The 15,046-nt window shown below is 51.7% G+C and carries 24 protein-coding genes and 1 pseudogene; 14 read left to right on the forward strand and 11 right to left on the reverse strand.

Annotation, left to right across the window (positions count from 1 at the left end; all coding sequences use genetic code 11):
• Positions 1–20 precede the first annotated feature (20 nt).
• Both ACZ5C7_RS15175 and ACZ5C7_RS15180 read left to right on the forward strand, forming a co-directional pair.
• Entirely contained in the window at positions 21–545 is a 525-nt protein-coding gene (locus ACZ5C7_RS15175; RefSeq protein WP_464377127.1) for a LolA family protein, read from the forward strand.
• Positions 546–620: 75 nt separating this feature from the next.
• A pseudogene (locus ACZ5C7_RS15180) lies at positions 621–754 on the forward strand (IS1595 family transposase); the annotation flags it as partial.
• 30 nt (positions 755–784) lie between these two features.
• Here ACZ5C7_RS15180 and ACZ5C7_RS15185 read toward each other — a convergent pair.
• The 3 genes from ACZ5C7_RS15185 to ACZ5C7_RS15195 all read right to left on the reverse strand — a co-directional run bounded on the left by ACZ5C7_RS15185 (position 785) and on the right by ACZ5C7_RS15195 (position 3,110).
• Positions 785–1,042, reverse strand: a complete 258-nt coding sequence (locus ACZ5C7_RS15185; RefSeq protein ID WP_464377128.1) for a hypothetical protein — start codon at positions 1,040–1,042, stop codon at positions 785–787.
• Positions 1,043–1,609: 567 nt separating this feature from the next.
• Positions 1,610–1,786 carry a hypothetical protein gene (locus ACZ5C7_RS15190; RefSeq protein ID WP_464377129.1) on the reverse strand — a complete coding sequence of 59 codons (177 nt, stop codon included), beginning with the start codon at positions 1,784–1,786 and terminating at the stop codon, positions 1,610–1,612.
• Between the two features lie 526 nt (positions 1,787–2,312).
• Positions 2,313–3,110, reverse strand: a complete 798-nt coding sequence (locus ACZ5C7_RS15195; protein ID WP_464377130.1) for a cell surface glycoprotein — start codon at positions 3,108–3,110, stop codon at positions 2,313–2,315.
• A 576-nt stretch (positions 3,111–3,686) separates the two neighbouring features.
• On the opposite strand from ACZ5C7_RS15195, the gene ACZ5C7_RS15200 reads away from it, so the two are divergent.
• The 3 genes from ACZ5C7_RS15200 to ACZ5C7_RS15210 all read left to right on the forward strand — a co-directional run bounded on the left by ACZ5C7_RS15200 (position 3,687) and on the right by ACZ5C7_RS15210 (position 5,807).
• On the forward strand, positions 3,687–4,022 hold the full coding sequence (locus ACZ5C7_RS15200) for a hypothetical protein (protein ID WP_464377131.1): 336 nt from the start codon (positions 3,687–3,689) through the stop codon (positions 4,020–4,022).
• Positions 4,023–4,208: 186 nt separating this feature from the next.
• On the forward strand, positions 4,209–5,348 hold the full coding sequence (locus ACZ5C7_RS15205) for a sensor histidine kinase (RefSeq protein WP_464377132.1): 1,140 nt from the start codon (positions 4,209–4,211) through the stop codon (positions 5,346–5,348).
• Between the two features lie 126 nt (positions 5,349–5,474).
• Positions 5,475–5,807, forward strand: a complete 333-nt coding sequence (locus ACZ5C7_RS15210) for a hypothetical protein (protein WP_464377133.1) — start codon at positions 5,475–5,477, stop codon at positions 5,805–5,807.
• 215 nt (positions 5,808–6,022) lie between these two features.
• Here ACZ5C7_RS15210 and ACZ5C7_RS15215 read toward each other — a convergent pair whose 3' ends face one another.
• From ACZ5C7_RS15215 to ACZ5C7_RS15235, 5 genes are all read right to left on the reverse strand, one after another.
• Entirely contained in the window at positions 6,023–6,553 is a 531-nt protein-coding gene (locus tag ACZ5C7_RS15215) for a hypothetical protein (RefSeq protein ID WP_464377134.1), read from the reverse strand.
• Positions 6,554–6,692: 139 nt separating this feature from the next.
• Positions 6,693–7,322: a hypothetical protein gene (locus ACZ5C7_RS15220; RefSeq protein ID WP_464377135.1), complete on the reverse strand. Its 630-nt coding sequence runs from the start codon at positions 7,320–7,322 to the stop codon at positions 6,693–6,695.
• A 67-nt stretch (positions 7,323–7,389) separates the two neighbouring features.
• A complete protein-coding gene (locus ACZ5C7_RS15225) occupies positions 7,390–8,475 on the reverse strand; it encodes a hypothetical protein (protein ID WP_464377136.1) in 1,086 nt (361 codons plus the stop codon).
• Between the two features lies 1 nt (position 8,476).
• Entirely contained in the window at positions 8,477–9,163 is a 687-nt protein-coding gene (locus tag ACZ5C7_RS15230) for a hypothetical protein (RefSeq protein ID WP_464377137.1), read from the reverse strand.
• 420 nt (positions 9,164–9,583) lie between these two features.
• Positions 9,584–9,823, reverse strand: a complete 240-nt coding sequence (locus ACZ5C7_RS15235; RefSeq protein ID WP_464377138.1) for a winged helix-turn-helix transcriptional regulator — start codon at positions 9,821–9,823, stop codon at positions 9,584–9,586.
• Between the two features lie 169 nt (positions 9,824–9,992).
• Here ACZ5C7_RS15235 and ACZ5C7_RS15240 point away from each other — a divergent pair, with 169 nt between their 5' ends.
• The 4 genes from ACZ5C7_RS15240 to ACZ5C7_RS15255 are packed head-to-tail and all read left to right on the forward strand — an operon-like array spanning position 9,993 to position 11,647.
• Entirely contained in the window at positions 9,993–10,187 is a 195-nt protein-coding gene (locus ACZ5C7_RS15240) for a hypothetical protein (protein WP_464377139.1), read from the forward strand.
• A gap of 1 nt (position 10,188) precedes the next feature.
• Positions 10,189–10,707, forward strand: coding sequence for a hypothetical protein (locus ACZ5C7_RS15245; RefSeq protein ID WP_464377140.1), 519 nt, complete (start codon positions 10,189–10,191; stop codon positions 10,705–10,707).
• The gene (locus ACZ5C7_RS15250) at positions 10,707–11,312 is read left to right on the forward strand and encodes a hypothetical protein (RefSeq protein WP_464377141.1); all 606 of its coding nucleotides are present in this window, start codon (positions 10,707–10,709) and stop codon (positions 11,310–11,312) included. Before ACZ5C7_RS15245 ends, ACZ5C7_RS15250 begins: the two co-directional genes overlap by 1 nt.
• Complete coding sequence (locus ACZ5C7_RS15255; RefSeq protein ID WP_464377142.1) at positions 11,312–11,647, forward strand: SWIM zinc finger family protein; 336 nt, start codon at positions 11,312–11,314, stop codon at positions 11,645–11,647. Before ACZ5C7_RS15250 ends, ACZ5C7_RS15255 begins: the two co-directional genes overlap by 1 nt.
• A gap of 44 nt (positions 11,648–11,691) precedes the next feature.
• On the opposite strand, the gene ACZ5C7_RS15260 is transcribed toward ACZ5C7_RS15255, so the two are convergent.
• Positions 11,692–11,817: a hypothetical protein gene (locus ACZ5C7_RS15260; protein ID WP_464377143.1), complete on the reverse strand. Its 126-nt coding sequence runs from the start codon at positions 11,815–11,817 to the stop codon at positions 11,692–11,694.
• Between the two features lie 56 nt (positions 11,818–11,873).
• Here ACZ5C7_RS15260 and ACZ5C7_RS15265 point away from each other — a divergent pair, with 56 nt between their 5' ends.
• Both ACZ5C7_RS15265 and ACZ5C7_RS15270 read left to right on the forward strand, forming a co-directional pair.
• The gene (locus ACZ5C7_RS15265; RefSeq protein ID WP_464377144.1) at positions 11,874–12,092 is read left to right on the forward strand and encodes a hypothetical protein; all 219 of its coding nucleotides are present in this window, start codon (positions 11,874–11,876) and stop codon (positions 12,090–12,092) included.
• 61 nt (positions 12,093–12,153) lie between these two features.
• Positions 12,154–13,215, forward strand: coding sequence for a Cdc6/Cdc18 family protein (locus ACZ5C7_RS15270; protein ID WP_464377145.1), 1,062 nt, complete (start codon positions 12,154–12,156; stop codon positions 13,213–13,215).
• A gap of 34 nt (positions 13,216–13,249) precedes the next feature.
• Here the strand turns inward: ACZ5C7_RS15270 and ACZ5C7_RS15275 are convergent, their stop codons facing one another.
• On the reverse strand, positions 13,250–13,534 hold the full coding sequence (locus ACZ5C7_RS15275) for a hypothetical protein (RefSeq protein ID WP_464377146.1): 285 nt from the start codon (positions 13,532–13,534) through the stop codon (positions 13,250–13,252).
• Positions 13,535–13,638: 104 nt separating this feature from the next.
• On the opposite strand from ACZ5C7_RS15275, the gene ACZ5C7_RS15280 reads away from it, so the two are divergent.
• From ACZ5C7_RS15280 to ACZ5C7_RS15290, 3 genes are all read left to right on the forward strand, one after another.
• Positions 13,639–14,133: a winged helix-turn-helix domain-containing protein gene (locus ACZ5C7_RS15280; protein ID WP_464377147.1), complete on the forward strand. Its 495-nt coding sequence runs from the start codon at positions 13,639–13,641 to the stop codon at positions 14,131–14,133.
• Complete coding sequence (locus tag ACZ5C7_RS15285) at positions 14,130–14,435, forward strand: hypothetical protein (RefSeq protein WP_464377148.1); 306 nt, start codon at positions 14,130–14,132, stop codon at positions 14,433–14,435. The genes ACZ5C7_RS15280 and ACZ5C7_RS15285 overlap by 4 nt, the downstream gene beginning before the upstream one ends.
• Before the next feature lie 72 nt (positions 14,436–14,507).
• Positions 14,508–14,768, forward strand: a complete 261-nt coding sequence (locus tag ACZ5C7_RS15290; protein WP_464377149.1) for a hypothetical protein — start codon at positions 14,508–14,510, stop codon at positions 14,766–14,768.
• 9 nt (positions 14,769–14,777) lie between these two features.
• Here ACZ5C7_RS15290 and ACZ5C7_RS15295 read toward each other — a convergent pair whose 3' ends face one another.
• On the reverse strand, positions 14,778–15,026 hold the full coding sequence (locus tag ACZ5C7_RS15295; RefSeq protein WP_464377150.1) for a PhiH1 repressor: 249 nt from the start codon (positions 15,024–15,026) through the stop codon (positions 14,778–14,780).
• Between the last annotated feature and the right edge of the window lie 20 nt (positions 15,027–15,046).

Genomic DNA, 15,046 nt, shown 5'->3' on the forward strand with positions numbered 1-15,046 from the left:
GCACTCGAAACCGGAAAATAGTGAGATATTCCGATCAGGACGGGTCCGTCTTCGCCTCGAACGGGTCGGGGGCGTGGTGGTACTATCCGGAGTTGTCGCTCGCAGAGCACCACGAGACCGACGAACCGTTCGAAAGCGAAACCGTGCGGTCGGATCGAGCCGAGATGGCTGCCGAACAACTCCAGTGGTACGACCTCGACTACCAAGGAGCTGAGGTGATTGCCGACCGCGAGACCAACGTCCTCGACATCGATCTGAAGGAGGAAGGGGTCGAAGACGGTATTTCCGTTCTCATCGGTAGCACCGAGTACGTCTATGCGCTCGAGGCGGTCGACGTCCCCGACGAACTCAACGTCGTCGAGCAGACGGTCTGGGTCGACGACGAGTACGACTACCCGCTGAAAGAGCGGATGGTCTTCGAGAACGCCGACGGCGAACGGTACGAGATGATCGAACGGTTCGAAACGGTCTCGTTCAACGAGGAACTCGACGACAAGACGTTCGAGTTCGAGCCGCCGGAGAACGCCACGGTCGAATCGAGGTAGCCGCACACGACGGTGAGAAACGGCTCGCTACCACCGGAGCGTCACTCGGACCGACTTGATCTTGAACGATCTGCCAAAACAGGACGAACACGATGGACGGGCGAACAGGGAAATGAACTGCGCTCGTCGCGGCAGGCCGCGACGTGCTTCGAGTGTTGTCTGCTGAGGAGGGAACGAACTATCACGATGAACTTGGCCCGACGACACAGTGAGCGTGCCATCAAGCGAGAACTCGTCGGTTACTCTATCACCGTCGCCGGAGAACGACCTAGTGTCGGGATCGAATAGCGGGTCGTTGTCTTCGAGGGTGTCAACGATAGAGAGGAGCTGGCCGTCACCCGATCGGGGTGGTTCGTCCTCGTCTTCGTCGTCACCCTGATCTTCACCTTCGTTCTCGCCACCACCCTCGTCGGGTTCTGGCGTGTCCTCTTCGAGACTATCGCCGTTGTCATCGTCTCCGTTTCCGTTATCATCCCCGTTGCCGTTGTCGTCCCCATTACCGGTACCATTGTCATCGTCAGCACCGCCTGTTTAGTCGGCGATGAGCGTCGATAGTGTGACCCCACTCCCCACTAGCAGTTTGCGTCGGTTCACATCATCTAAATTGGACAGATGGGTGAAACATGTTTTGGCAATACGACCCTTACGTGAAGCGTCAGCCGTAGAAGTCATAGACGGCGGTCTGTCCATACGGTTTGGTTACAGAAATCTACGGCACTGCTTTAGACAACCTTCAGGATCTAAGGATAGTCTTTAGTTTCAAACAGATCGTGAACGGTCTTTGGTCAATATATACCCCCAGAAGTTATCGAGTAACACCGTCAGAGGCCCCGTTCACGGGGCTCTGATGCAATGAACCATGAGAATAGAAATATCGGTACGCGCAGACACGGAAGTACTGTTCGCAATCAATCTTACGATCGCACTTGCAGCCCTCTTCCTCTAAAAGAGGGCTAAAGAAGCAAGATGGACTTCTACAGTATCCCATCGTAGAATAGGGAGTTCACGTACATACTCCTTCTCACAACTCGATAACATTCGAATATCGCAAGCGAAGGGAAAGTTTAGTCGATTTCAAGTGCCTCGACAGCTTCTACTGGCTCGATGTCGTGTTCGAGCAAGCGATCTGCCGCTAACTGCCAGGCGTGCTCGGCGAGATCGGGATCGGCGTCTTCGAACTGGACTGAGAATCGAGTCAGTGCCACTGCGATCAGGAGATCGTCGCGTCGTTCTGCGGACATCGGGGTGTCTGTCGCGGCTTCTCATATAAACCGTCGCACAAAGGGCGGCGTCGAATGGAGCGTGCCTCTGAAAATGCGTCGGGAAGGACTGGTGATTTTTGGTGTGTTAATCGATCTGTTGGCAACAACAGATTCCCCCACATTCCTCCCGTTCGCGAGTAGGTGTTGGAGCATACACACATCAATCTTGTTGCCAGTTTGATATGCTAATTCGGACTGGAAATGGGTGTCGTGACTGTGGTCTCGAGGGGAGATGCAAGGAAAACGCCAGGTGGGGATTAGCAGGCTGGGGGAGCCCACGATCCTGGCGTGGGTGAAACTACCACGATCTCCTATATGAACTACCGGGCGATTTCGAGCGGTGAGTTGAGCGGTCTGCTAAAATCGGAACTGTCGGAATCGGTCTGGATACGGCTATCAACTTTCGAAACTCCACACTAGGTGTGCGAGAACATGAACGCGAACGGCTCGTGCTTAAACGAACACTCCCCGAACCGTGACCAAGGCGCCTCGCGGGTATTTCACATTACTTATGCTCTATTTCGAGTGACCACTCGCCATCAGCTTTCACTTCAAACCATAGAATCCCTGTCTGGTCGCTTTCTACCTCGCCCTCGAACTCCGCGTATTCATTGAAGAGATGCTCACGGCCGAACCCGGAGCTGGCTGACCGGCTATAGCCACCTACAATGAAGTTACTTTCCCCGTCGTGTGTCGCAGAAACCATTATCGGCTCATATACCTCCACCGGACCAACGACATCCTGTCCTACACCAGTTGCCGAAACAGGTGGAACGCGGATCGTTTCGTCGGGGCTTCGGGGCTGACCGAGATAGAGTTCCCACTCACCGTCAGCACCAACCTCGAGGTGATAATCATCACTCGAGATTGGCTCTGCCGCAGCCCCCGAAACCTCCCCGATCTCGTTCACAAACTGATCGGGAAAGCCCTCACCTTCCACAAGGTCAATGGTGAAATTTGAGGTCCCATCTCGATGTTCGAACTGGGCAATTGTAAGGCCATTACCCAGGCTGAATTCGTCGGTGACCGTGCTTCCGTCTCCCTCAAAGTAATTCGTTCCAGATCGAAATAATGACGACCCTGTGCCGACCTCCGACTCTGCAATCGAGAGGAGTTCGCTCTCAGATGACCGTGGGGGTCCCTCGGTACCACCATCACCAGAGCCATCCGCAGTACCATCGTTATTGCCCGCGCTGCCATCACCAGTCGGCAGCGGTGGCGTATCATCCTCTGATCCCGTACAGCCAGCAACGGTCGTTCCGATACCCACCCCAGCCACCCCCAGTAATTCTCGGCGTCGCATATAACTAAACACTCAAAAGAACACAATTAGCGTTTCGGTGATCTATTTTCTATCTGAATATCGCTTCTTTCGCCTTCTGGATCCGTTTGAACTCAGACTCGTCAGGATCGTCGCCGCTATCCGCGGACATCGGGATGTCTGTCCGCGGCTTTGTATTTAAACTCTCGAGGGCTTAATGAGTTTCACGATCTTATTCAGGACGCACGGTGCGGATCCCAGTCGTATTTGATCCGTTCTTGTTCCTCCTCTTCACCCTTTGTCCACTGTTTGTACCGCCGCCAGAGCACCCGATATACCACAATCCCAATCATCAAAGCAACATATAATATAAACAGATCGGCCATCTCTGATAGGGAATTTATGCTTCCCAAATATGTTGCTGAATATCCTGCTACAGCTCCAATTAATAACGACTCTGATACTACTCGTTGATCTGGAAACAAACCGGGTTCGGACATTACTCTTTTGCATATACTTCTGATAGCCTTAAACAACTTGCATTTGACATTACAGCATATCAGAACTGTCGGAATCGGCCTGGATACGGCTTTGAGGGGTCGAGCGGAGGCGTTGGGTATGCGAGAAGCCGAACGCGAACGACTTGTGTTGAAACACGAACTCTCAGAACTGTATCTCCGGCTTCGCGATCACGACGTCTCGAGTATCGTCCGGCGACTGCAGAAGGGGTTCGTCGAGGGGGAGTTCCTGGCGCTTCGAGACCGCGGCCGCGAGGCGATCGTGTTCCGGAGTTCGTACCACGGGTTGGGGGAGATCGTCTGCTATCAAGTGAGGGATTCAGGACACACCGCGTGGGATGAGGTCGTCTGCTCGACGAACGATCCGACAGAGTGGCTCGAGCACCATCGCGACGAACTCGAGTGGGTACATTACGAGTGTCGGAGTAATGATTGATTCACGACCGGATTTACAAAACGCCTACGGATATTTCGAGGCCCGCCCCTAAATGTAAAACCAAACACTCAGCCAATAGTGTAGCTCAGTACTAAGTTAAACAAAAAGTATCAGAGGGAAACATCTTAGAGATCTATATCTCTCCGATTCAAAACTCCTATACTATCGACTGCTGGAATAGCAACAATGGGTTCTTCGAATCCCGTTATCTCCGCAACCGGAGGGAGATGGACTGTTATCACCCTCGGACTGATGTACATAGTTGCTGCAACGGGATGGGCGTTCCTCCACATAGTCGGAGGTGATCCATTTTTCAGTTTCATGATTGCTTCGCTGTTAATTGCCGGCCCAGGGTTTGTCTTACTCGCTGGCGGCTATCAATTACCTCGCGCTGATATCGATCCCGAACTTTATCCTCACGTCGCAGGATGGTGTATCGGTGGAATCGCACTGATGATTGGCATCCTCGCTGCCTATCACTTCCAACCGACAGGCAGTCTCAATAACCCGGACCAAAGTATTCTCATTCTATCGGCGCTCAGCAGCGTTGCCGGTTTTGGAGTCGGTACGCGTGATGCACGAGCAAAAACACGAGCGCTCGAACTCAACCAACGGAATCAGGAGCTAGAGGAACTCCAAGCGCAACTCGAGGAGTCCAACGAGCGACTCGAGCAGTTCGCCTACGCGGCCTCGCACGACTTACAGGAGCCGCTACGAATGATCACGAGTTATCTCAACCTCCTCGAGCGCCGGTATACGGACGATCTCGACGAGGATGGTGAGGAGTTTATCGAGTTCGCCGTCGACGGCGCTGAACGGATGAAAGAGATGATCGATGCACTACTCGAGTATTCGCGCATCGAGACACAGGGCGAACCATTCGAACAGGTCGATCTTGAGGAGATTGTCCGTGATGTACAGAAGAACCTGGAAATGCAAATTTCTGAAACGGATGCTACCATCGATGCCGATCCGTTACCCGAGGTCATCGCCGACGAGCGCCAGTTGCGCCAGGTCTTCCAAAATATCGTGAGCAACGCGATCGAGTATAGTGAGGATGGGCCACCACAGGTTCACATCTCGGCCGACCGAGATGGCATGAAGTGGATCGTCTCAGTTCGAGATGAGGGGATTGGAATCCCGCGTGAGAACCAAGCGGATATCTTCGATATATTCCAGCGACTCCACACCCACGAAGAACACGCTGGAACCGGGATCGGTCTTGCCATCTGTAAACGAATCATCGAGCGCCATGGCGGAGACATTTGGGTCGAATCCGAGCCAGGCGGGGGATCAACTTTTTTCTTCACACTCCAATCGAAGTGAGATCGGCGCGTCTATCTGCGGGCATCGGGTATCTGGCCGCGGTTTCGGATACAACCCCCACAGACAATTCGGAACTGTCGGAATCGGCCTGGATACGGCTTTGACCCCTCAAGCGAACGCGTTGGTATGCAGCAAGCTGAGCGCGAACGGCTGGTGCTCAAACACGAGCTCTCAGAACTGTACCTCCGGCTTCGCGATCACGACGTCTCGAGTATCGTCCGACGGCTGCAGAAAGGGTTCGTCGAGGGGGAGTTCCTGGCACTTCGAGATCGCGGCCGCGAGGCGATCGTGTTCCGGAGCTCGTATCACGGGTTGGGGGAGATCGTCTCGTTTCGCGTGCGGGATTCGGGGCATACTGCGTGGGATGAGGTCCTCTGCGCGACGGACGATCCGACGGAATGGCTCGACCACCATCGCGACGATCTCGAGTGGGTGCATTACGAGTGGCGCAGCGTTTGATTATGGTGTCGTCTTCTAACATTACAATACTGAAACATAAGTTAGTGTGCTCTCATCACGCAGTTACTGATGCTGTCTGTTATCAAGAATAGTGCTCATTACTGCGTTGCAGTGAAGTTTGTGCTATTTTCGTCAGTCTATCAGCTTGTCATTGTGCTCAATGATGAGATCACCGGAGGACAGTTAATTAGAACGGTGGATTTTGGTTGAATTTCTCAGTAAATAGAAAATTTCACCATTGTCGTGTCTGTCTTGAGATGTTTTAACAAGAAATCGGGAAGACGTTCAAAGACACCCATGTTATAATTGTTCGTATCAATAATCCGTATCTGTGGATCATATACATTCAAATCTCGCTTTGCGTCAACTTTGAGAGTGAAAAAGAATCGTACATTGTCTGCCTCTTTAGCAGATAATGTATTGGTCTCCTCGTCGTAATCTGAATTATCAGGACGGCCAGCTCCCGGATAAGCTTCCAATGGGTAATCTGAGTCAAATTGGATGCTATACGAATCTACCGACGGATCAAATAAGACAGTAACCCTAATTTCGACGTTTCCTCCATTTTCACCAACATATATATGATCACGATGGTTCGCCCGTGCTGCTAGATTTCCTTTTGGATATAATTGCTCCCAATCCACCTTCACATTAAATGGCCTAAATCTAATAAAGAAATAAATAGCAGGTGCTAAAAGTGTGAATACAGCTATTAGTTTTATGGATAATGCCCATGCTTCAGGCACAATAGAAGAGATGATCCAAAATACGGAAGATAGTGGAGACGTGACCTTGAATAGAAGAGAACTCGTATACTGTTTTAAGAAGAGTGCTAATTTGCGAAGAATGTAATATCTTTGCCAGATCGGATCTGTGCTATACATTCTATTCTGAAATCGCGGTTTCAAAGGCTTGAACGGCGATACGTATGTCTTCATAAGAACAAGAATCGATTTTCAATTTTCCATCAAAATAGTTTACATCAAAACTGTCTTCTTCTGATTCGAACTTAACTATAGCTGAATCTACTGGGTAGTTGCTCACCGCTTTATTGAATGAGACACCAGACGAACCATTTTCTTCAAACGAAACACGTTGGACACCTCCAAAGGGGGTGACAACCTCAATCCTCTGAGGATGTCCAAACAGAATGAAGTCCCATAATGTGCTTACTTCGGGGACAAACCTTTTCTTGACATTTATCTCGGGTTTTAAACTATTTCTGGCTTCCCGAAATACTTGATCAATGTCCGCAGAATCGTTAGAGGAATGGATAATTATTAAGCCAGACCCTTTCCTAATATCGATAACTCCTTTAGTGGTTTCGACGGCTCCAAAACCGGATGAAGGAGTATATTCAAACTCAGTCGAAGAAATCTCTTGATCTGATAAGTTATATCCTGTGAAAAAAGCATCTGGATCTTGGGACTCCCAAGAGCTGACCGTAATTGAATCTCCGAAATAGTCGCCACTAGATGTCCATTCATCGAGCCCGGTCACCTCTCTAATTCCCACTATAGACATCTCACATTCCTATTTGCAGATACAGGTTCATCTGCTATACGGTTTTGCTATATGACTGTTAGTCATTGTCCTCATCTGGTTCATACACTTCAAACTCAAAGTCGTAGTTGGATGGGTCCTCATTTCGTAGTTCGGCGTACCGATGTACAAGGCCAGTAAAATTAAAAGCATAATTTGCGCCCATCCTGTTCGCTTCATCGTGGAGATCCTTGAAGTACCTTGGATGTGGATACTTGTCCTGTTGTGAAGACTCTGTCCATTCGCGGTATTCGCTTAACAGTTCAGACAAGAACAAATTAGATATCAATGCTCGCTTGAGTTTAGATGAGTCACTAAGATCTCTGTTTGCATACAAACGAACGCGTCCATCCGAATGAAATTTCACATTTATTTCATATTTGTCATCAAGAGTGAAATCGCCTTCAAGCATTGCAATATCCATGTCTTTGAGAATTCCGGCTAAGATTGGTAATGATTGGGAAATGTCATCCGATTGATCGACTTCCGCGTCACGACCGAAGTCTGCGGGATCACCACCTGTGATTTCACTTGCACGAAGTTGATCTATTGCTATATCTGAATTGAGGGGCTCTGAGTGTTTGTCCTTAAGAACCAGCCATAATAGAAATTCCTCATCAAATTCATGATAGGTGAAATCGACGTTTTCTCCAAGGGATGTGTTTACTTTTGGAGTGACTTCTTCAACTCTCGTCTTAGCTCCTTGAACAAATATAGTTTGAGGATAATCCCAGTAAAGAAAGACGCTACGTGTCTTTCGTTGGAACGCCTCTCCATGCTGTGGTTTTCCATCATCATCATATCTCACAACTTCTACTGGATCGTTGGGATATTCCTCGTATCGGTACTCTATACCAATTATCTTTTTTGCAACATCTTTCAATTCAGAGGGGAGAGATTCTTCCTCAGAGTAATGTTCTAGATCAAGGTTGATACGCCCGGATCCTTCGGCTCCGGGATTTCCACGCTCGAACTCAGCAAGATTGTCGATAATTTGATTTTTTAATTTTCCCGGCTCATCCTTTTTTACATCTGTTCGAATGATACCGTTGAATACCAACTCCCCACCATAGTCAAACTCCTCTTCTTCGCTTTCGCCTTTCTCCTCTTGAGTTGTTTCTGACATTTTATTCTGTGTACTCGAGAACGTTTTCGATTAAGAACTCTGCAAAATCATTCGATTCGTAGTTACTCGGTTGATAGAGTTCAACGTAGCCGCTCTCACTCATCGTAATCTTGATCACATATTCTCCATCTTCGTATTGTATACCTAATTGATTGAGCTGTGAGCGCTCTAAAACGTCTCCAATCTCACCATCAGAAAAAACATCTTCTCCGTATACGACCCCCTTTTCTGCATTACCAAGGTTACCGTAGAATCCAACTTGCCAAGGGTCAACCCCTTCAGCAGTGTAATACTCCTCGGCATACGAATTCAAATCAATTGACGACCGAGACACATTTGACATGCTGTACTCATACGATAGAAGATCGAAAACAAATTGACCTCTACCGCTCTCCACCACAACAAATCTGTCTGGAACTATTACAAACTTAGTGTACTTTCCTTTCTTTAGAGGTTCATCTGAAACAACGATTTCCCCCGTCTTATCATCAATTTGGACAGAGGTATTGTCTTCGACTTCTTGAGTAGCGGCTTGACCACTGAGAACTTCATCTCCTTCAGAAGTATAACTGGTTTCTGTGATTTGAAACGAGTGAGTGAATTTCTGCCCATCCTTCTCGAAAGTGTCGTGAAACGACGATATGTCGTTTAGTTCCCCACTTACTAAACCTATAACACCGGCTTTCATATCCTCCTGTTAATACTTTAGACGTATATTTGTTACTGTTAGAACGAATTTCAATCGATGCATCATGATGCATTCGCGAGATGCGAGTAGTTATTCTATATTATTGTATGCTCTGTTAGTAGGAATTTACTCAGGCGTCTCTGATTTGTTCTTTAAATTTCTTGACTCTCAGTATTAACACTATAAACGACTAGCTCAAAGACCTCCCGTGGTTCAAAAAGGTATTACCGGAGGTAGAATCCGTCGTCCGCGAGTTATGTTTGGTCCGCTGGTCAATTCAATCGGGTACCAGCGTCTACGTAGGCGTTACTCCTCGTGATCACGACCTGGCACGGACCGATTTCGCGGGGCGTCTCATTGTTGTGTTCCATCGCAATGTCGAAGGACTTGAACAATTCGGCGCAGTCAAGGCATGGGTACTCATTCTTCATTAGCCTCCGGTATCTTCGATTCATTGATTGCGTACATTCCATGGCCTAACGGTTCAACAATGTCATCCTGCTTCAGCCGACCGAGCCGTTCGCGGACATACTGGGCAGAATAGCCAGTTTGCTCAGCAATTAATGGCGCATTCGCGCGCCCTTCCCGAAGCACGTCCACGATAGCCCAATCTGCATTGCGCATGTCGTCAGCATCCATGAATTCGGTTGTTATACTCATCGGTGAGTGATAAGTCACGGGCAATGGCCTAAAACCTATTGGCAATAACCCACAACCAATAGGTTTAAGCCACTGCCGAATAGACTATGAAGTAGAGACGCAGGGTGGCCGGGAAAACGATTCTCGGCCGGCTGCTTAGAACAGCCGACCTGTGTCCTGATACAGGACAATGAGTATTCAGACGCGTACCCACGAAACGGTTTCGGAAGTTGAATCGGAAACGGAAACCACCCAAGTCGACCTAAGTGCGGTCGCTGGCGAGCACACGGCAATGGCCGATCAGCTCCCAGATTTCGACGTTTTTCACGTTGCACGACAGGCCGCGACGGACGCCCTCGAGACCGCGGTTACGGAGGCGATCTGAAATGGCGATTACCTCGAAAGACGTTCGCGAGGAGGACGCCGAACCGCGCCTAGAAGACGAGTTCCACGCGGAGGCTCTCGAGATCGAACGTGCGAAGACGGCCACCCAGCAACCAGTGCGGGCCGACGGCGGCACGGACCACGCCGAGCTTCGCGAGGGCGAGACTCGAGACGACGACAACCTACACGCGCGGCGAACCCAGGAAATGAAAGAGACCGCCGAAGCCGAACTCGAGGACGAACCGATCGACGTCGGTGATCAAGTTGAGGACCGCGAGGACTTCGATGCGACGATGGTCGTCGTCCGAACCCCACTCGAACCGGCCAACGAGGTCGACGCCCGGAACGGAAAGACCGTCGCGGAGTGCAACCCAGAGTATCCGGAGGATGACGACGTCGTCGTTGTGAAGTTCCCAAAACGGACGAGCGTCAACCTCTCGTCGCTCCAGGGCTACGCGTTCCCGCGTTCGCGGGTTCGGATAACGTCTCGCGTCCACGATCGCGATGGAGGTGACAACTAATGTCGACCGAAACAGACGACACCGCCGTCGCCGGCGCGCTCGAGGGCGAGACCGTCGACGGGACTGTGCTGCCGCGGTCGTTCCTCGTCGAAGGGGCAGGCCCGGTCACCGTCGTTCGCGAACACGATGACGTCACCGAGCGCACCGAGGGGAAGATCTCGATTTCCCGACGACTCGAGACGCTCGAAGCGTTTGCAATGTTCTGGTATTACCGGGACCTCAAGAACTGGAAGCGAAACGCGATTCGGGAAGTCCTCGAGGACCACGAGGACGGCACGACTCGCTACATGATCAGCGACGAACAACTCGAGCAGTGGGATGTTCAGGTCGACGGCCGAGCGGAGGCGTTCATCGGCGTCGCCGAGACGATCGTCGAAGACGAGGTCGCCGACGACTTTGACGCACCGAACCAGCGATTCCTCGCCTACAGCGAGAACCCCACTGGACGGGACGTCGACGAGCTGACGCTCGAGTTCTCGAAGGACCTCAAAGCGTCGCCACTCTGGGGCCCAGGTGTGCGGCTCACCGAGCTCGTCGTTCGGCACGCCGAGCGCGACGACCTCGGGCACTGCGTCGAAGCGCTGCTCGAGGAGGTCGAAGGCTGATGGCGGTCGCCGAATCTCCACAAGCCAATCTCGGCGATCGCGAACAGCGCGCTTTGGAACAATACCTCACCGTCCTCGAGGAAGATCCGCGCGTTAGGGGTGCCGACGATCTGTTCCTGGTCGTATCCGAGAGCGGGTCGGAGTACCTTGTCGATCTCGACGGCCTCTCGAACTGCGAGTGCCCGGACTCGACATACAGGAACATAACCTGTAAGCATATCCACCGAACGCTGTTCGCAACGGGGCGACGACCGATCCCCGTCAGCGTCGATCGCGACGACGTCGACGAACAACTCGGACACCACGTCTCTGGTGAAATCAGGTGGTCCGAGTGAGTGTACAGACGTCGAATATCGACGTCGCTACCGAAGCTGTGCAATCACATCCAGTGGTCCAGGACGCTCGAGTCGTCGATGACCACGCTGGGCTCGAGACCCTTGAAATCGTCTTGCTCGAGCATGTTGATCGAGTACCACCGGCCGTTCTTCGTCAGCTTGGAACCCATGACTGTGGAATCAAAGCAGCCACGCCACAGGGCGACCACCTGTTTGTTGAGGTAAAATGAGCCGCGACGCACTTGCACGTGATACGGAGTACCAGATTATCCGGAGCGAGACACCGGTTTGGGACGACGGGTTCAAGATCGGCGAACCGACCGGAGAAATCGAGTGTTGTGGGTGTGGTCGATCGGCGATGAACATCGACGAGATACCTCACCGCAAAGACTGTACCCAGCGTTGGGCGAAAACCGACTTCTGGCGTAATCGGTTCAACGGTTAGTCGGCCAGAATATTCGGAAATACAAGTAGTCTTTTTAGTGGACCAAAAGAACGTGGCAGATATGATCGCCGATCCGCGGGTGTTCGATGACGAGTTCGTCCCACCCGATCTACTCCACCGGGAGAACGAGATCGAACAGCTTCTCCGACGGTTTACGACCCGACACCCGACGGAATCGGATGTCCTCATTTCGGGACCCAGCGGGGTCGGGAAGACTGTCCTTGCGCGAACGGCGGTTGACCACCTCGAGACACAAACAGATGTCACGCGAGTGTTCGTCGACTCGCTCGGGAGAACAACCGGCGGCGTCCTCCGGGCGATGCTTGAGCAACTCCCTCGAGGTGCAGATGACGTTTCCCAGACGCTCCCGACGCGGGACGTCTGTCGGGAGATCCGCGAGGCGATCACCGGCGAGACGATCGTCGTCCTAGACGAAGGCGACGACCTCCCCCATACGAACGCAGTTGGCGAACTGCTCGCGATGGCCAACGTCACGGTCGTTGTAATCGTCCACGATGGGACCGACTGGCTTTCTCGTTTAGATGTCACCGATGGGCACCGCCTTGACCAGGGCCATCTCGAGCTTGGACGCTACGGTGTCGACGAACTCGCAGACATCCTTGAGCGGCGTGCGCTTCAAGGCTTACACGGCGATGTCGTCTCCCGAGCCCAACTCGAGGCGATCGCCAACGAGGTCGCCGGCGTTGCTCGCTACGGCATCCAGTCACTGCGATCCGCAGCGATACTCGCCCACGAACGCGGCCACCGGCGGATACGTGATCGTGATGTCGATGACTCCTATGAGCACGCCCGCCACCGAATGCGAAAGTTGAACCTGAGTTCGTTGCCGTTCCACCACCAGGTGCTGTATGCGATCGTCCACGAAGCTGAAGAGCTCTCGGCATCGGAGTTGCACGACCACTATGACGCTGTTTCGGAGGAGATCTATGCTGGATCGCCACCACAGCCACTCGGAGAACGCGCTCGCCGCGGGAAGCTCTCGAAGCTCCAGGAGTACGATCTCATCGACTATGATGGCCCGACGCGGGATCGGCTCTACTGGATACTTGACCAGAATGTCGATCCGAGGGTCGAGTTGCCAGAACCAGTCTCGTCACACTAGTGGACGCTTCGTTTGAATGTGTTCTGGGAGCGTATCAGTCGTTAGAATAGATTTCCGCTCGTATCTCACTGAGCACGTCATAGGCGTCGTCCCTATCAGTTATCCACACTTCCGCTTGATCAGCAGTCACATATTCAAGAGGCATTTCATCATTCGCCGCCATCTCATCGAGTACTGTCTCGATATCGGTATCGTACCCGGTCCCCAGAAATTCGAGGTGTGGGACCGGCATTGGTGTTCCAGTCATTGCGTTACTGACACACCCCGTTGAACGAAGGTGGTGCAAAATATCTGCTTTTATGACCTTCTTCTCCTCCATTCAGTACTATCTTGGTTCTTCTATCACTGCTACTTTACTATTGCTAGTAACCTGGCTACATGAGATAACGCAACTCGATTGCACAGCCGCAACAGTTTAGACTCGTGGTGACAAAATACCACTGTGACTACCCCATGAGTGGACCAGATCCCAGAGCGTATACCGACAACTCGGCGTTCGTCCGGTTGCTGGAAACCGAAGGACGGGTTCGCATTCTGGATGTCCTTCTCCGGCGGCCGCAGGCATCACTCACCGCCGGAGAGATCTCGGAGCTCGCCGGGTTCGATACCTCAACGTTTAGCCGGAACAAAGGAGAACTTGAATCGTTGGATATTGTCGAGAAGGACTTCGATAATGGGCAAGCGGTGTACTCGCTCAACACCGATAGTGAGATTGTGCAAGTCCTCGGTGAAGCGCACACAGAACTTGCTCGGTTCGATCCTGAGGTCATTGAGAAGACGCACAATTGGGACGACCGTCAACTCAAAAAAACGCTTGCGCAAATGGATAATTTGGAAGGGGATACCGAGGAGGATGCTGATGAGGAAATCAGTCTTGCAAAAACGCTCATACACAAAACCGAAAGTGCTGAAGTATGACAATTCAAAAAGACATCGGTACCCCGTCAAAATCACCCATCCATAGTCTCGGTTTTATACACGCAGACACCGGCGAGAAAGTTGCAGAGTTTATTGAAAAACAGGCGGTGGTGGTTCCGGAAAGGGGTGATTCAATAAGGCTTGGGCATCTCATAGCCAATAATGAAGAGCAAGTAGAATCATATCCTTCTGACAACTATATTGTGGAAGACATCACATATTCGTATGATCTCATAGACCGTCCAGACCACAGCGACCGGTTATCAGTTACTATTCTTATAGAAGTGACGCCCGACGATTGATCGGTTCACCACCAACGACATTCGGAATTGAAAGGGGGTTTAAAGCAATCACCATGCCAACCAGCGGTTGTCATGTCGACTGCAAAACAAACGATCGATGTCGACCTCCGCACTGACATCGACGCCGAGCTCCCCGCGGAGGTGCCACGGGTGGTTACCCTCGAGATCGAGTACGGCGACGAAACCGAACGGACGGTGACGATCGATTACGGGCAAGAAGAGTGGACATTCGAGTTCGTCGAGGGCCAGTGTACCGACCGTGATCCGCCAACGCGGCCTATCCCTCAGTGGATCAACGAAGCACTCAGAGTTGTGGAAGCAGAGATTCGGTGAGAACAGATGTCAGTCTTCGACATCCTCGACCGGGTCCAAGTCACCGGCATCGAGCTCTTCGTTGAGGTACGCCTCTCCCGTTTCCGTAATTCGGTAGAGACCGCGAGAAATCTTGGTGACAAGACCGTATCGAGCCAACATGGGGAGGCGGTTACTCGCGTGTCCCGCAACAGGACCACCAAAATCCTCGACCGCTTGTGGTGTGAGATTCCCTTCCTCGCGAAGCAACTCCAGAATCCGATCATCGCTGGGAACCATCCAATCCGCATCTCTTCGCA

The organism is Halostagnicola alkaliphila, from assembly GCF_055379965.1.

Excerpts from the sequence above, each read along its gene's own strand:
- ACZ5C7_RS15185 (WP_464377128.1), bottom strand. The coding sequence starts at position 1,042 with ATGGGGACGACAACGGCAACGGGGATGATAACGGAAACGGAGACGATG.
- ACZ5C7_RS15190 (WP_464377129.1), bottom strand. The coding sequence starts at position 1,786 with ATGTCCGCAGAACGACGCGACGATCTCCTGATCGCAGTGGCACTGACT.
- ACZ5C7_RS15195 (WP_464377130.1), bottom strand. The coding sequence starts at position 3,110 with ATGCGACGCCGAGAATTACTGGGGGTGGCTGGGGTGGGTATCGGAACG.
- ACZ5C7_RS15200 (WP_464377131.1), top strand. The coding sequence starts at position 3,687 with ATGCGAGAAGCCGAACGCGAACGACTTGTGTTGAAACACGAACTCTCA.
- ACZ5C7_RS15205 (WP_464377132.1), top strand. The coding sequence starts at position 4,209 with ATGGGTTCTTCGAATCCCGTTATCTCCGCAACCGGAGGGAGATGGACT.
- ACZ5C7_RS15210 (WP_464377133.1), top strand. The coding sequence starts at position 5,475 with ATGCAGCAAGCTGAGCGCGAACGGCTGGTGCTCAAACACGAGCTCTCA.
- ACZ5C7_RS15225 (WP_464377136.1), bottom strand. The coding sequence starts at position 8,475 with ATGTCAGAAACAACTCAAGAGGAGAAAGGCGAAAGCGAAGAAGAGGAG.
- ACZ5C7_RS15230 (WP_464377137.1), bottom strand. The coding sequence starts at position 9,163 with ATGAAAGCCGGTGTTATAGGTTTAGTAAGTGGGGAACTAAACGACATA.
- ACZ5C7_RS15235 (WP_464377138.1), bottom strand. The coding sequence starts at position 9,823 with ATGAGTATAACAACCGAATTCATGGATGCTGACGACATGCGCAATGCA.
- ACZ5C7_RS15240 (WP_464377139.1), top strand. The coding sequence starts at position 9,993 with ATGAGTATTCAGACGCGTACCCACGAAACGGTTTCGGAAGTTGAATCG.
- ACZ5C7_RS15245 (WP_464377140.1), top strand. The coding sequence starts at position 10,189 with ATGGCGATTACCTCGAAAGACGTTCGCGAGGAGGACGCCGAACCGCGC.
- ACZ5C7_RS15250 (WP_464377141.1), top strand. The coding sequence starts at position 10,707 with ATGTCGACCGAAACAGACGACACCGCCGTCGCCGGCGCGCTCGAGGGC.
- ACZ5C7_RS15255 (WP_464377142.1), top strand. The coding sequence starts at position 11,312 with ATGGCGGTCGCCGAATCTCCACAAGCCAATCTCGGCGATCGCGAACAG.
- ACZ5C7_RS15260 (WP_464377143.1), bottom strand. The coding sequence starts at position 11,817 with ATGGGTTCCAAGCTGACGAAGAACGGCCGGTGGTACTCGATCAACATG.
- ACZ5C7_RS15265 (WP_464377144.1), top strand. The coding sequence starts at position 11,874 with ATGAGCCGCGACGCACTTGCACGTGATACGGAGTACCAGATTATCCGG.
- ACZ5C7_RS15270 (WP_464377145.1), top strand. The coding sequence starts at position 12,154 with ATGATCGCCGATCCGCGGGTGTTCGATGACGAGTTCGTCCCACCCGAT.
- ACZ5C7_RS15275 (WP_464377146.1), bottom strand. The coding sequence starts at position 13,534 with ATGGAGGAGAAGAAGGTCATAAAAGCAGATATTTTGCACCACCTTCGT.
- ACZ5C7_RS15285 (WP_464377148.1), top strand. The coding sequence starts at position 14,130 with ATGACAATTCAAAAAGACATCGGTACCCCGTCAAAATCACCCATCCAT.
- ACZ5C7_RS15290 (WP_464377149.1), top strand. The coding sequence starts at position 14,508 with ATGTCGACTGCAAAACAAACGATCGATGTCGACCTCCGCACTGACATC.
- ACZ5C7_RS15295 (WP_464377150.1), bottom strand. The coding sequence starts at position 15,026 with ATGGTTCCCAGCGATGATCGGATTCTGGAGTTGCTTCGCGAGGAAGGG.